The organism is Hyphomonas sp. (genome assembly GCF_018402285.1).
GTDB lineage: Bacteria > Pseudomonadota > Alphaproteobacteria > Caulobacterales > Hyphomonadaceae > Hyphomonas.
The window spans coordinates 298,176-312,324 of sequence record NZ_JAGYJH010000006.1; the positions used below are offsets into that span (position 1 = coordinate 298,176).

14 protein-coding genes are annotated in these 14,149 nt (G+C 62.6%); 8 read left to right on the forward strand and 6 right to left on the reverse strand.

The features are described from left to right. Nucleotides 1-110: 110 nt before the first annotated feature. Nucleotides 111-809 (forward strand): hypothetical protein, encoded by a 699-nt coding sequence (locus KG722_RS13280; protein WP_213272331.1) that lies wholly within the window; start codon nt 111-113, stop codon nt 807-809. A gap of 61 nt (nt 810-870) precedes the next feature. Next, on the forward strand, nt 871-1,623 hold the full coding sequence (locus KG722_RS13285; RefSeq protein WP_213272333.1) for a DUF2270 domain-containing protein: 753 nt from the start codon (nt 871-873) through the stop codon (nt 1,621-1,623). A gap of 3 nt (nt 1,624-1,626) precedes the next feature. Here the strand turns inward: KG722_RS13285 and KG722_RS13290 are convergent, their stop codons facing one another. Then, the gene (locus KG722_RS13290; protein WP_213272335.1) at nt 1,627-1,953 is read right to left on the reverse strand and encodes an antibiotic biosynthesis monooxygenase; all 327 of its coding nucleotides are present in this window, start codon (nt 1,951-1,953) and stop codon (nt 1,627-1,629) included. Nucleotides 1,954-2,078: 125 nt separating this feature from the next. After that, nucleotides 2,079-2,963 (reverse strand): MoxR family ATPase, encoded by an 885-nt coding sequence (locus KG722_RS13295; RefSeq protein ID WP_213272337.1) that lies wholly within the window; start codon nt 2,961-2,963, stop codon nt 2,079-2,081. A 366-nt stretch (nt 2,964-3,329) separates the two neighbouring features. On the opposite strand from KG722_RS13295, the gene KG722_RS13300 reads away from it, so the two are divergent. From KG722_RS13300 to KG722_RS13310, 3 genes are read left to right on the forward strand one after another with little or no spacing between them, the layout of a single operon-like run. Next, nucleotides 3,330-3,710, forward strand: coding sequence for a flagellar biosynthesis repressor FlbT (locus KG722_RS13300; protein WP_213272339.1), 381 nt, complete (start codon nt 3,330-3,332; stop codon nt 3,708-3,710). Beyond that, nucleotides 3,707-4,021: a hypothetical protein gene (locus tag KG722_RS13305; protein WP_213272341.1), complete on the forward strand. Its 315-nt coding sequence runs from the start codon at nt 3,707-3,709 to the stop codon at nt 4,019-4,021. Before KG722_RS13300 ends, KG722_RS13305 begins: the two co-directional genes overlap by 4 nt. Before the next feature lie 11 nt (nt 4,022-4,032). Continuing rightward, complete coding sequence (locus KG722_RS13310) at nt 4,033-4,683, forward strand: MarC family protein (protein ID WP_213272343.1); 651 nt, start codon at nt 4,033-4,035, stop codon at nt 4,681-4,683. Between the two features lie 15 nt (nt 4,684-4,698). Here KG722_RS13310 and KG722_RS13315 read toward each other — a convergent pair whose 3' ends face one another. After that, nucleotides 4,699-6,072, reverse strand: coding sequence for a hypothetical protein (locus KG722_RS13315; RefSeq protein WP_213272345.1), 1,374 nt, complete (start codon nt 6,070-6,072; stop codon nt 4,699-4,701). A 227-nt stretch (nt 6,073-6,299) separates the two neighbouring features. On the opposite strand from KG722_RS13315, the gene dksA reads away from it, so the two are divergent. Together dksA and KG722_RS13325 are read left to right on the forward strand one after the other, a co-directional pair. Then, the gene (gene dksA, locus KG722_RS13320) at nt 6,300-6,746 is read left to right on the forward strand and encodes an RNA polymerase-binding protein DksA (RefSeq protein WP_213272347.1); all 447 of its coding nucleotides are present in this window, start codon (nt 6,300-6,302) and stop codon (nt 6,744-6,746) included. Nucleotides 6,747-7,031: 285 nt separating this feature from the next. Beyond that, the gene (locus tag KG722_RS13325) at nt 7,032-8,111 is read left to right on the forward strand and encodes a FliM/FliN family flagellar motor switch protein (protein ID WP_213272349.1); all 1,080 of its coding nucleotides are present in this window, start codon (nt 7,032-7,034) and stop codon (nt 8,109-8,111) included. Here the strand turns inward: KG722_RS13325 and KG722_RS13330 are convergent. After that, a complete protein-coding gene (locus KG722_RS13330) occupies nt 8,089-8,751 on the reverse strand; it encodes a YceI family protein (RefSeq protein WP_213272351.1) in 663 nt (220 codons plus the stop codon). The genes KG722_RS13325 and KG722_RS13330 overlap by 23 nt on opposite strands. After that, nucleotides 8,724-10,583 (reverse strand): DUF885 family protein, encoded by a 1,860-nt coding sequence (locus tag KG722_RS13335; RefSeq protein WP_213272353.1) that lies wholly within the window; start codon nt 10,581-10,583, stop codon nt 8,724-8,726. The genes KG722_RS13330 and KG722_RS13335 overlap by 28 nt, the downstream gene beginning before the upstream one ends. Nucleotides 10,584-10,776: 193 nt before the next feature. On the opposite strand from KG722_RS13335, the gene KG722_RS13340 reads away from it, so the two are divergent. Then, complete coding sequence (locus KG722_RS13340) at nt 10,777-13,377, forward strand: response regulator (RefSeq protein WP_213272355.1); 2,601 nt, start codon at nt 10,777-10,779, stop codon at nt 13,375-13,377. 34 nt (nt 13,378-13,411) lie between these two features. Here KG722_RS13340 and KG722_RS13345 read toward each other — a convergent pair whose 3' ends face one another. Then, nucleotides 13,412-14,149, reverse strand: coding sequence for an alpha/beta hydrolase (locus KG722_RS13345; RefSeq protein WP_213272357.1), 738 nt, complete (start codon nt 14,147-14,149; stop codon nt 13,412-13,414).

Genomic DNA, 14,149 nt, shown 5'->3' on the forward strand with positions numbered 1-14,149 from the left:
GAAAAGAGATGCTTCGGGTGGCCCTTTTCTCGTGTTTTCTGGTGGTTGGCGCATGTGCGGCCACGGCGGCGCCGTCCGGCCCGCCGCCTGCCCGAATGGTGCCGCAGGGTATGTCGATGCAAGCCGATTGCAGCGGCCCGGGTGAGGCAGGGTGTTTGCTGGACGCGGCCTGGCAGGCGGCCGGGCTGTTGCCCGCCGACAAGCAGGCACGCCTGAAACCGGCCTTTGCCGAAGCGACCCGCGGGCTGAAGGACAAGACGCTCGCCTCAAAATGGCAGATGCGGCTGGGGCAGGTGTCCCTGCCCCAGCCGGCGCCGGATTTTGCCCGTGAGCAGGCGCAGGCGGCGATTGCCGAATATGGCTGGGAAGGATTTTTCCAGCGGGCCCGGCAGGGCCAGGCGCCGCTGAACATGGGTCGGCCGGAAATCATGGCAGCAGCGATTGATATGGCGCCCAATGCAATGGAACGCCTCCGCCTGATCGACATGATGTTTTCCTTCGCAGGTGTGCCAAAGCCCGGCACGATGGGGCAGTTCAGCCAGGATGATTTCGAGCGCGCTTCCTTCAGCCATGTGCTGGCTGAGCAGATGATGGAGGATTGCAAGCTGGATGAGTTTGACCGGGCACGAGACCGGACTGCCGCGCCACAGTCCATCCGTTATGAGCTTTGGCGGGCACGGATTGCCGGCGGGGCAGGCAAGCTTGCGCCAAAGATCCGCCAGGGCGATGGCAGCACTGACACGACCTTCGTGCGCCATGTTCTGGAAGGGTATGGGCCGATCCTGCGGCAGGGATACTGCCCGGGCTGATTGCCGCGTTCCGGGCGGCGTGACTTTTCCCGGCGGCATTCCTGAGGCATAGGGTTTCTGCATGGATACCATGGACGAAACAGACGCCGACCACGAATTGCCCCCGGCCGAGGGGCTGTGTGGTCCGTCCGAAGTGACGGCGCTGTCGCATCTCTACCGCGCGGAAGTCTACCGCTCGACAGTGTGGCGTCAGCGGCTCGACCAGACGACGAACTGGGCCGTCATTTCCACCGGCATCGGTCTATCGGTGGCATTTGCCAATGAGCGGGCTTCACCCTTTCCGATCGTGCTGGTGGGGATGCTGTGCATCGTGTTCCTGATGCTGGAAGCGCGGCGCTACCGGTTTTTCTATGTCTGGCGGTTCCGGGCGCGGGTGATCGAGATTGCCTTTTATGTGCCGATCCTGCGCGGAGAGGGGACAAAGATCCGCCTCGACCGCGGAACAGCGTTGTCGGACGACTACGAGAAGCCGCAATACAGGATTTCGATGATCCGGTGTGTGGGGCGCAGGCTCAGGCGGAACTATGGCTGGATATTTGCCATTCTGGGCGCGGCCTATTTTGCCAAGATCGCCATCCATCCGGTTGATGTGACCTCCTGGGAGCAGCTCTTCCGGCGGGCGCATATCGGGCCGATCCCGGGCTGGGTCGCCATCTCGTTTGGCTTCGCGTTTCATCTGGGATGGATATTCCTGGCCTGGAAAACCTGGTGGGACGAGCGAACCGACAAGACCAAGATGGCTGACTTCCTGAAGAGCCGGGAGGACGTGAACTATGTCAGCGCCGCGAACGCTCACGATTCGGCGCTGGGCTGAGGCTCAGCCGCTGGCCCGGTTCAGCAGGTCATCTGTCACTTCCATGGTGAAGACCGGGTCGTTGCCGGGCGGGGTTTCGCAAACGGCGTCTGAGAAGGCGGCGCGGGTTTCGGGCTCGTCATAGATCATCTTCTGGTCATACGCCTTGCGCCAGGTTTTTTCGTCGGGCCATTCGGCATAGCCGACGAACCGGCCGTCCTTGTCCTGGTGCAGGCGGGAGCCATAGCTGCCATAGCGCTCGCCGATGAGATGGGTTCCGCGTACCCAGGCCTTGCGGAACTGGTCTTCCTTGCCCGGATGGACGCGCCACCAATAGACCGCGACGAACATGGGGTGCCTCCTTCAATTCTGTGGCTTTCCTCACATGCCAACGCGCCGGGCGGAGATATGATCCGTCAAACGCAAAAAGCCGGGACAGAGTCCCGGCTTTTCGAATGTCCTGAGGGGCGTTCGCCTCAGCCTGCCGGGCCGCGGCGGCCGCCGCCGGTGTTGCCGCCCCCGTCCTGACGGCGGGAGAGGAAAGCGAGGCGTTCGAAGAGGGCGACGTCCTGCTCGTTTTTCAGGAGCGCGCCGTGGAGTGGCGGGGTGAGGCGCTCGGGGTCTTTTTCGCGCAGGGTTTCCAGGTCGACATCCTCGTTCATGAGGAGTTTCAGCCAGTCGAGCAGCTCGGACGTGGAGGGCTTTTTCTTCACGCCGGGCAACTCGCGCATCGAGTAGAAGGTGGCGAGGGCGTCGGCGACGAGCTTTTTCTTGATGCCCGGATAATGGACGTCGATGATCGAACGCATGGTCACTTCATCCGGGAACTTGATGAAGTGGAAGAAGCAGCGGCGCAGGAAAGCGTCGGGCAGCTCTTTCTCGTTGTTCGAGGTGATGATCACGATCGGGCGCTGAACGGCTTTGACCGTTTCGCCGGTTTCGTAGACGAAGAATTCCATCCGATCGAGCTCCTGCAAGAGGTCGTTCGGGAATTCGATGTCGGCCTTGTCGATCTCGTCGATCAGGAGGACAGGGCGCTTGCCGGCGGTGAAGGCCTCCCAGAGCTTGCCCTTCTTGATGTAGTTCTTGACGTCCTTGGCGCGCTCTTCGCCCATCTGTCCATCGCGCAGGCGGGAGACGGCGTCATATTCGTAGAGGCCCTGATTTGCCTTGGTTGTGGACTTGATGTGCCATTCGATCAGCTCTGCGCCCAGCGCCTTGGCCACTTCAATGGCCAGCACGGTCTTGCCGGTACCCGGCTCGCCCTTCACCAGCAGCGGACGCTCCAGCGTGATGGCGGCGTTGACGGCCACACGCAGGTCATCTGTTGCGACATAATCCTTGGTGCCTTCGAACCGCATCCGCCTCGTCCCTTCATCCTGATTGCTGGCTGGCACAATAAGGCCGCGCGAGGCGCGGGCAAGCGCTGACCTGAAGGAAACTGCTGCAGTGCAGAATCGAATTTCCTTAAGGGAAGGGCAAAGCTGTGGTAAACAGGATAGGCCATGCGCGCCGCCACAGAGGCTCAAGCTTCACGCTTAGCGTCGCGCCGGTATCAGGGTGGCTGGCCGGTCCGGTTGGCCCGAAAGATGCCGGACCAGACCTTATGATCCAACTGCCCCCGGTTGACGGGCGCATGGCTCCCAACCCCCGGGTAACTATCTGGAAAGCAAGCGTTAACGCCTTTGTGTGAATTTCACACAATCCGAACCATGGGGGCCGGACGCATGCCGCTCAAACTTTCTCTCAAGCCAGGCGAAACCTTCGTGGTGAACGGCGCTGTCGTCCGCAATGGCGACCGGCGCGGCGTGCTGCTGCTTGAAACCCAGGCCCGTATACTGCGCGAGAAGGACATTCTGGCCCCGTCAGCGGTCTCGACCCCGGCCGAGCGCGCCTATTTCGCGGTTATGCAGATGTATCTGCTCGGCGAGGTCGATGGGCCGCTCTATACGCAAACTGCCGAGGCGCTGGCCGGTCTGATCGCCGGAATGCCCGATGCGCGCGACGATGTGCTGCAGATTTCCGCCGATGTGGTGGCCGGCGACCTCTACAAGGCGCTGAGCCGGTGCCGGAAACTGATGCCCCCCCTCGGATCGGAGGCCGCATGATGGCCGACGGCAGCCAGGTTCAGGCGCGCACCCTGCGCGCAGAAGCAACAACAGGTCTTGAAGAGGCCATCCGCAAGCTTGAAGCCGGTTCCGGCGAGGGGCTGGCGGTTGATCTGGGCAATGGCCGGATCGCCCGGGCTGACAGCCCGCGGGGCAATGAAGGTCTCCTGCAGCGCCTTCGCGGCCACAGGATGTTGCTGGCGCTGGCAGCGGGGGGCGCTGACCTGTCCCGGTTCAAGGCGGCGCCTGGTGAAGTGCAGGTCGCGCTGGCCGTGCGCGAAATCCTTGACGCAGCGGCACGCAAAGCCTAGCGCGTCGCCGCATGTCGCCAGAACTGATTTCCCTTTTCACCGCCGCGTTCGTCACCTTCTTCGTGCTGATTGATGCGCCGGGGGTGGCGCCGATCTTTGCGACGCTGACAGCGAAGGGCTCGCCTGCCTATCGCCGCAAGATGGCGTACAAGTCGGTGCTGGTGGCGACGATCATCATGCTGCTGTTTGCCTTTGGCGGCGCATGGCTGCTGGATGCGATGCATATCTCGATCGATGCGTTCCGCGCCGCGGGCGGGGTGCTGCTGTTCCTCATCGCGCTCGACATGGTATTCGAGAAGCGCACCGAGCGCCGCGAAAACCGCGCCGAAGAGGTGCTCGAGGAGCACCGCAATGATCCGGAGCCGGAAGATGTGTCGGTCTTCCCGATGGGCATTCCGATGATTGCGGGTCCAGGCTCTATTGCCACGGCCATGTTCTACATGTCGGAAGCTGAAAGCATGGCCCATCAGGGCGTGGTGCTGGCGGCGATTGGCCTGAACCTTCTGATCACGCTGGTGATTTTCCTGCTCGCGACGCCGATTGTCCGGCTCATGGGCGCCAGTGTAGCCGGCGCGCTGACGCGCATTCTGGGCGTCATCCTGGCGGCGCTTTCGGCGCAGCTGATCATTGATGGTATCCGCGGCGCGTTTGGGATCGCCTGATATATTGCCGGGATTTCAGGCGCCCTGCGGCTCGGCTCGCGGTTTGGGCAGCTTGATGTAGAGCCGCACGGTCGAGAGCATCACCCAGAAGAGCAGCATGCCGGCCGCCGTCAGGCTCATGATTTCGAGCACCGTGTTGCGGTTCCAGCTGATACCGGCGTCGGCGATCTTCAGGGACTCGCGGCCCTGTTCCCTAACCAGCACGATCAGGCGCTCGCCGCCTGCTTCGGCCAGGAGCCGCGCGCGCTGCAGGTCTGCGCCGTCTTCGATGACTGCCAGGATCGTCAGGGCGCCGCCCGGGCTGGTCTGGGCAGCCAGGCGCTGGATCTGGTCCAGATCGCCTTCGAGGACGGCCAGTCCTGTCCGGTCGACGGACGCCTCGTAGGCCGCGCGCACCCGTTCGGCGCGAACATCGGTGGTAGCAAGTTCAGCGAAGGCTTCCCCCAGCGCGGGCTGCAGCCTTTCATCGGGCAGGGCGGCGTCCACATGTTCGTCGAGATAGGCCGAGAAGCCGGGCGTCAGGCGCTGAGAGCGGCGGGCAGACTTCAGAATGGAGACCGAAAGAGCTGCGGCATCCGACAGGCCGTCGCTGTAATCCTGCTGAACAAGGCCGAGGCCAGTCAGCTTTACAACCAGCTCGTCAGAGCGGTCGCCCTCGATCCAGCGCTGGGACATGTTGGAGAGGTCGGCATAGCTGCCGAGGATCTGGAAACGGCGCTCGTCTTCACTGCGCACATTGGCCTGGAGAACGATGGGCTCTCCTTGGGGCGCAGGCTCGGAGAGCGGGATAGTCTCTTCTGCGGTCGGAGTGGGCGTGGCTTCCGGGCCAGAGGGCTCGCTCGTTTGCGCTTCGGGCCTCTCCGCCGCGCCTGGATCGCCTGCAGGCATATCGGATACCGCATCTTGGACTGACGGGCTCGCTGCCGGAGGATTGAAGCGCTCGGTCTCCAGGATGCGCGTGGCGACGCTTTCGGGCAGTTTCTGCATGGCGGCGCGGATCAGGCGCTCGTCAGGCGTGCCGGTGACTTCGGCTTCTGCACGAACCCGGATCTGTTCGCCCAGATCCCGGCCGAGCATCTGGGGGGCTGCCAACATGTAGCCACGTACGGCGGACATGTTGCGGGCGTCGAGTTCTGCCACGATCCGGTCCTGCCAGTAGGGGAGCTTGCTGTTCTCGTCGCGCGGGCCAATCGTGGCGAGTTCGTCCAGCAGCTTTTCACTGGCATGCTGAAGCGCTTCGGCAGCGCCCTCGCGGGACGTAAGGTCCTGATCGTAGGCATTCGCGACAGCTCGCGCACCAATCACCGGCAACAGAATCAGCAGCGAATTGAACATCACTGCCAGCATCCAGCCAGCTTTTCGGGAATGTACTTTCCGTTGGCGGGCCATTCCGACGATTTTACCGTTTGGGCAACTGTGGGGGAGGATGCCCATAGAGCGTGCCGGGGGGTGAAAGATCAAGTGCTGGTGTGCAACTTGCACTGTGCAGGAACGCCGTTGTGGGGCATTGAAGCGTTTACTGACAGCATTTCGGCATTTTTTTGTCGTAATTGTCTGAAATTACAGGATTTAACACCGCAGTCACGGAGATTGCAGTGAATGGAGGTCCGCTCTATATGGCACGCAAACGAGTGAAGGAGTCTGCCGTGAGTATTGATCTCTCAGACGATTATCGCCCCTCGGAAGACGAAGAGTTCATGAATGAACGCCAGCTCGCCTATTTCCGGCGGATGCTGGAAGCTTGGAAGGCCGACATCCTCGACGGCGCCAAGCAGACCATTCACAACCTTCAGGACGAGTCCGGCTCTCTCCCCGATATCGTCGACCGCGCTTCAGCGGAAAGTGACAAAGCCCTTGAACTGCGCACCCGCGACCGCCAGCGCAAGCTGATTTCCAAGATCGACTCCGCCATTCGCCGGATCGATGATGGCAGCTACGGGTACTGCGAAGCGACCGGTGAGCCGATCGGCCTGCGCCGTCTGGAAGCGCGCCCGACGGCGACCCTGAGCCTTGAGGCGCAGGAGCGTCACGAGCGCAAGGAACGCACCCTGCGGGACGACTAGTCGCTCAACTTTTCCTGCCTTGCAGACAGCAAAAAGGCGGCGCTCCAGATCGGAGTGCCGCCTTTTTTCCAGTCATCTTCCCCACGCCTTTGGCGGATTTTTGTACGAGCTTCTTTGGCCGCACGACCAATATGACGCCAAGTTCCGAATCGCCCCTTACCAAGGCCTGAGCAGAGGGTAAAAATCCCCAGACTTGAGTGAACGGTTGGGGCAGACGCTGTTAATAGTTGCCCGTCGAGCGAGTTTACTAACGCGCCGTTAACCTTCTCAGGGCGACTAATAGGTATGACCATGGCGTCCGCCTCTTCCGTGAAGAGTGTATCCCTGCAGGACAATGCGGAGGATGGCTGGGACGTTTCACCCCGGCTGCGGCGCCGCATAATGACGGATACCCCGCCGATGCGCGAACCGATGCCCCCGGACCGGCCCCTGCCCACCTCGCGCGGCGTGCTGTCGGCTGCCGAGATCGAGATGCTGCTGCGCCCGGACCTGTCGGACATGGACGACCTGCCGGAAGAGGCCCCCGCTCCAAGGCCCGTGCCGGAATTCACTGCCGCGCCAGCCAGGGCCAGATCTGGCCGGGAAGACGCGGCCCGGCGGATCGCGGCGCGCCTGTCGAGGTCAATGCGGGAAACATGCGGGATTGCGGCGGCGTTCACGGTTAAACGTCTGTCTCCGGCCAGCCTGGCGCAGGCAGTCTCCAACCGGGAAGAGCAGGGACAGGCGATTGTCTGCTGCGCCGGTTCGGACGGCGATGTGGCCGCCATGCTGGTACTCGGGGCGGGGCTCGCCCAGATCATGATCGAGACCGCCTGTGGCGGTCCGGTTCCCAATGGTCAGCCCAGGCAGCTCAGCCCGATTGACCTCGCCCTGATTGAGGGGCTGACGCGTCCCCTGGCGCCCTTCATCGGCAGCGGGCTCGGCTTTGCCGGGGTCGAAACCGATCCCTTGTTTGCCGCATCGATCGCGGCGCCAGGCGCGGCCTATGAAATCCTGTTTTCCGTGAGGGCGGGCGGGGCGGACTGGCCCGCATGCCTCCTGATCCGCGAGGCCTTGCTGCCGGACACGGCAGAAGAAACGCAAGTGAACAGGCAGGATGCAGGCAAAGCGCGTGACCTGACGGTTCTGATGACGGCCCGTGTGGCACGGGTCGAGATGCCGCTGTCAAAGCTGAGCAGCCTGCGCCCTGGGGCAACGCTCCTTCTGGGCGTGCCGGCAGACCAGCCAGTGGAGCTGCTTTCGGGCGGGCTGGACGGGGACGTTGCCGCCGAAGCCCAGATCGGGCGCAAGGGAAACAAGATGGCCCTGCGCATATCGCGGCGTGGCCCGGCGCTGCGGGCGCTCAATCCGGCGTTTGCCGGATAAACTCCGCTTCGATTTCGATCCGGACGGTATCTGTCAGGAGCCCTGACAACCGGTCCACGCCGAACGCGGCGCGACTGATTTCTGAGGTTGCTGAAAAGCCGACCACGTCGGCGCGGCGCAGCGGGTCATAGGCGCTGCCATTGAAGCGGGCAGAGAGTGTGACCGGCCTTGTGACGCCCTTTAGGGTAAGGTCGCCGGTGATGATTGCGGACGTTTCCCCGGTCAGTTCTATGGACCGTGACCGGAAGATTGCCTGAGGATGGGCGTCCGCATCAAACCAGCCGGGCCCCATCAGCTCTGCGGCAAACTCCGGATTGGCGATATTCAGCGAGGTCATGTCGATGATGGCTTCAAGCCTGGCCTCTGCCGGAGAGGCCGCGTCGCCGCGGAGGCTGGCTTCAAAGCGGTCAAACCGGCCGGCATAGTCTGCAAAGCCAAGATGATTGATCCGGAAGAGCAGGGCCGCGTGGGTGGTATCGAGCACAAAGTCGCCGGGGGCAAGCGAGGCAGCCGCGGTATCGATCTTCGGCGCCAGGAAAGCGCTGGCGATTGAGGTGCACCCCGCTAGGCACAACATCGCCAGGCCAATGGCTGCGCCGGTGCTGCGGCGGTTCAAGCGCCCTTTGTCTGTGCGATCCATGCGTCCACATTCTCCTCCAGAATGGCGAGCGGCACGGCGCCGTCCCTGAGAACCACATCATGAAAATCACGGATGTCGAAAGCCTCGCCAAGTTCTGACTTAGCGCGTTCGCGCAGTTCGACGATCTTCAGCATGCCAATCTTGTAGGCAGTCGCCTGGCCCGGCATCACGATATAGCGGTCGATGGCCTTGCGGGCATCACCTTCGGGATTGGGCGTGTTCTCCATAAGATACTGGACGGCCTGCTCGCGCGTCCACTGTCTGGAGTGAAGGCCGGTATCGACAACGAGACGGGCGGCCCGCCAGATTTCCATGGCGAGACGCCCAAAGTCTGAATACGGATCGGAATAATACCCGATCTCCTTGGGCAGGAGTTCGGAGTAGAGCCCCCAGCCCTCCGAATAGGCGGTATAGCCGCCATATTTTCGGAAGCTCGGGACGTTCTCCAGTTCCTGGGCAATGGCAATCTGCATGTGGTGGCCCGGAATGCCTTCATGGAAGGCGAGGGCCTCCAGCTGATAGGTCGGCATGTCGGCCATCCGGTAGAGGTTGGCGTAATAGACACCAGGGCGGCTGCCATCGGGGGCGGGGCGGCTGTAGAAAGCCTTTCCGGCCGACTTTTCGCGGAAGGGCTCAACAGCCTGGACGATCATGCCGGCCTTGGGGAAGGTGTTGAACAGGCTGGGCAGGTCGGCTTCCATCCGGGCGATCGCGGCGCGCGCCTCGGCGAGATATTCCTCGCGGCCCTCAGGCGTTTCGGGTTTGTAGAAGCGCGGATCAGTCCGCATGAACTGGAAGAAGTCCTGAAGGTCCCCTTCAAAACCAACCTGCACAATGATGGCGCGCATCTCCTCATGGAGGCGTGCGACCTCGTCCAGCCCGATCTGATGGATTTCGTCAGATGTCAGATCGGTCGTGGTCATCGCCCTGAGGCGGGTGTCGTAATAGGCCGCGCCATCGGGCAGCTTCCAGATGCCGTCATCGGCGGTGGCGTTGAGCTGCTGACGGCTCAGCTCTTCAATGGTGGCCTGATAGGCCGGGCCGACAGCGTTCAGCAGCGCCGCTTCGGCGCGGGCGATGAATGCGTCTGCTTCCTCCTGTGTGAGCGTGGCATTGGTGACGAGGGCGCCGGTCTTGCCGCGGAAATCTGCCATCAGGGGGCTGTCGGCCGTACCGTCTGATGCGCCGGAAAAGGGGTGGCCGGTCAAAAGGCGCTGCGCATCTGAGAGGACATAGTCATAGACGAAAGATGGTGGCTGAATCCCTTTTTCGGATGCACGATTTGCGTTCTCTAAATGCTGGCCAAGATACGCAGGCAGGGCTTCCAGCCGGGAGATGTAGGCGTCGAGGTCAGCGGCGCTGGTCGCCTTATGTTGGTTGATGAGGAAGGCGGGAATTGAAGACTGGACCCCGAACATCTGGTTGAACGTGTAGCCGTGATCGCGGAACGACGCGTTTGCTTCGGCGCGTTCCAACTCGTAGACAGCCAGTCTCCAGGACAGTCTGCCTTGCCCGTCCAGCTTGTTGAAATCGAATTTCTCCTGCATTTCCTGAACAGTAGCCTTTTGCAGGGCGAGGCTTTCCGTGTCGAATTCGGGCGATGGATCGGTCCATTCCCCATATCGCTCGCGCCGCCCCAGAGCGGTCAGGCGCATCGGATCGCGGGCAATGGCTGCTTCGAACTTCTCCTCGAACCAGGCATTCAGGCGCGCTGATTCCGTCTCTACGATCTCGGCAGAATATTCCGGGACACGGGGCTCACGATGGGCGGGCGCGCCGCAGGCCGCTGTCAGCAGAAGCGCTGCGAGGAGCGCGATCGGTCGTGATACCATGATAAGCCGAATCCTGTTCAGATGAGGAAGATTGCCCGGTCTCTATTAACGGCTTTTTCGGGTTCGTTAACCTTTGCCGTGCGAGAACTGGTAGTCTAGGTGACGGCTTGGCATCGAGTTGCGTGATGCCAGCCTCGCATATGGCGTGGCCGTGCCGGGCAGTGGCGCTGGCCGAATGGAATGGCGGTAGACCATGAGTAAAGATGCAGACACGCTTGAGCTGACACTCGCGGCAGTAACGCCGGGCGAGGAAGCCGACGCAGCCAAGGCCGGAGACCGCGACGGGCGGCGCATCGACTTCCTGCAGCTGGGCTTCTGGGGATGCCTTCTCCTCTCTATTGCTGCTGCCAGCATTTCGCTCGCCTGGCCCAACGCGTCTGGCGCGACAGGTTCCATCCTTCTGATCACCATGGCATCGGGCGGGCTTGTCTTCCTGCTGTGGACGGTTCGAGGGGCAGGGCGGTTCATCGGGCTCTTCCCCGAGAAGGGCGCAGCCGCGCGCGTGGCCAATGCCAGCGCGCCGCGCTTTCCGTGGATCGAAGCGCTCGACGAGGCTGTTCTGGTAACAGATCCTGGCGGCGCGCCGGTCGCGGCGAACGAAGCCTATGGGGATCTCACCCGGCTCGCATTGATCGCAGGCACCTCGGAAACCGGGCCTGTCACCGTGGATCGCCTCTTCGGCGCCAATCCAGGCCTTGCGGCACCGGTTTACCGGTTGTCGAAATCGGCCAAGGCGGGTGTGCAGCGCCGGGAAGTGCTTCCTCCGCTGACGCTTGGGCCGGAACAGGTGCCGGCGCAGTTTGAAATCAACGTCTCGCCCCTGCCGCGTGGCCGCGTGCTCTGGCGCATCCGCCGTATTGCGGGCCAGCTTGAGGCGACGGGCGCCTCGGACCTGAAATCCCTCTATGTCGAAGACGCTCCGATGGGCTTTTTCGCTGCCAAGCCGGACGGCACGATCACCTATGCCAACGCCTGGCTGCGCGAGCTGCTGGGCCTGCCGGAAACGGCCAAGAACATCCGCACCGACGACATCATGCGGCCTGAGTTCGTGAAGATGCTGGCGCGCGACCGCAAGTCCGGCGCGCCCGGCCGCGCGGACATCCAGCTGCGCGCCCGCGACGGGGTGGAAATCCCCGTGCAGGCGATCACCAGCTGGTCGGGCCGCGGCGTGGACGCTGCCGGCCGCACGATTATCCTGGCCAGCCCGCAGGTTTTGAATGGCGGCGAGGAACGCTTTGCGCTGCAGGCTGCCTCGCGCCCGCCGCGCCTGGACGGCGACCCGATGTTTGACGACGCACCCTTCGGTGCCGTTCGCCTGGACGGCGACCGTGTAGACGGGGCCGTCATTCTTGATGCCAACCGTGCCCTGATGGAAATGACCAGCGGCCGGGCAACGCCAGGGACACGCTTTTCGGACCTGTTCGTTTCCGATGACGGGGAAGACACGCTGGCGACCCTGCTGGTTGATGCGATCGACAAGCCTGTTGCGCTCAAGACAGCCGGCGATGAAGCCCGGCATGTGAATGTCTTCGTGACGCTCAATTCCACGGGCCGGCCATCGGTGGCCTATATCATCGACATCACCGAGCAGCGCATTCTGGAAACGCGCCTCGCACATGGCGAGAAGATGCGCTCCATCGGCCAGCTGGCCGGCGTCGTCGCGCACGACTTCAACAACGTCCTGCAGGGCATCATCTTCAACTATGAAGAGCTGATGACGCGCCACCCTGTGGGCGACCCGTCCTATGAATATCTGCAATCGATCCACGAGTTCTCCTCGCGGGCCCGCGAACTCGTCCGCATGTTGCTCGCCTATGCCAGGGCACAGACCTTCAAGCGGGAGATTTTCAACGTCACCGATTTCCTGTCGGAGTTCTCGATCCTGCTGCGCCAGGTGCTTGATGAGCGGGTTGAGCTGGACGTGAAGCATGGCCGGGATGTGCCATGGATCAAGGCCGACAAGAACCAGCTCGAAACGGCGATCATCAACCTCGCCACCAATGCCCGCGACGCGATGATCTCACAGCGCAACGGCGGCAAGCTGTCGATCCGCACGGCCCGCGCAACGGGCAAAGATGCCCATGCAAAGGGCTTCAACTATGTCGAGGATGGCGAGTATCTGCTGATCGAGGTCGAGGACAATGGTTGCGGCATGCCGCGCGATCTGCTCGACAAGATCTTCCAGCCCTTCTTCACCACCAAGGAGCAGGGCTCGGGCACAGGCCTTGGCCTCGCCACGGTCTACGGCATCATCAAGCAGTCTGGCGGGTACGTCTGTCCGGTGTCGGCCGTCGGCAAGGGCACGACCTTCTACATCTACCTGCCGGCGCTCGCCGCTGAAGACATTCCCGAGGCGTCCGACTTTGCCGAACAGGCAAAGGTCGTCGTACGCCCGATGGATATGTCCGGGCGCGGACGTATCCTGCTTGTCGAGGACGAAGACGGCGTGCGCTCCATCGCGGCAACCCATCTGCGCCAGCGCGGCTATGAGGTGGAAGAGGCGTGCGACGGCGAGGAAGCCCTGGACATTCTCACCGACATGCCAGGCTCCTTCGATCTTATCATCTCGGATGTGGTTATGCCTGGTATGGACGGCCCCACGCTGATCCGCGAAGCCAAGGACAAGCTGGGCCATGCCCGGGTGATCTTCATTTCCGGCTATGCCGAGCGCGACCTCGCGCAGCAGCTGGACGACCGCGCGGTGTCCTTTCTGCCCAAGCCCTTCACGGTTCGTCAGCTCTCTGAGCGGATCAAGCAGGAACTGGCCGGTATTGGCGGCAAGGAAGCGGCCTGATCAAGTTGTGGAAAAAGTTGCAGGGGCCGGCTTTTCAGCCGGCCTTTTGCCATAGAGCCTTCAGCACGGCTGCGAAATTTTCCGCCCGATCATGGCAGGCCCAGTGGCCTGTGCCGCGCTCGACATGCAGCGGTGTGCCGTGGCGTTTGGAGAAGCGCTCCGCCACCGGCAGCTCCACATAAGGATCATTCTCGCCCCAGAAGAGCTGGCCATGCTCGGGCAGATTGGCGAGGTCTTCGACCCAATGCCCGCTGAAACGCAGGCCAATGGCCGAGCGGTAAAGACTGAGGATCGACTGGCGCATCTGCTTGTCGATATGGGGTACTTCCTGCTCCGCCAGTTCCCGCGGCATGCCGCCCTGGACAAGGCCTTCGATCAGGCGCGGCTTGTTGCGCATGTTCAGCATCACGAACTCGCCAAGCAGGGGCGTTGCCCACATGCGTGCTGTTCTGTGGCCGGAATAATCCGGATCGATGACCGCGTTGGTGACGCACCAGCTTTTCACGAGGTCGGGGCGAAGGCTTGCCACGCGCAGGGTAAGGAGGGCGCCCCAGTCATGGCCTACGATATGGACCGGTCCGTTCGCCGCGTCCATCTGGGTGATCAGCCAGTCGGCATACTCATCCTTGGTGCTGCGGAATGCCGGCGGCTTGCTCCGTCCGAAGCCGGGAAGGGCGGGCGCCATATACTCGCCAGACTTGATCCCCAGCGCTGCAATCAGCGGGTCCCAGAGAATAGGCGTGTCAGGTACGCCGTGTACGAACAGGATCAT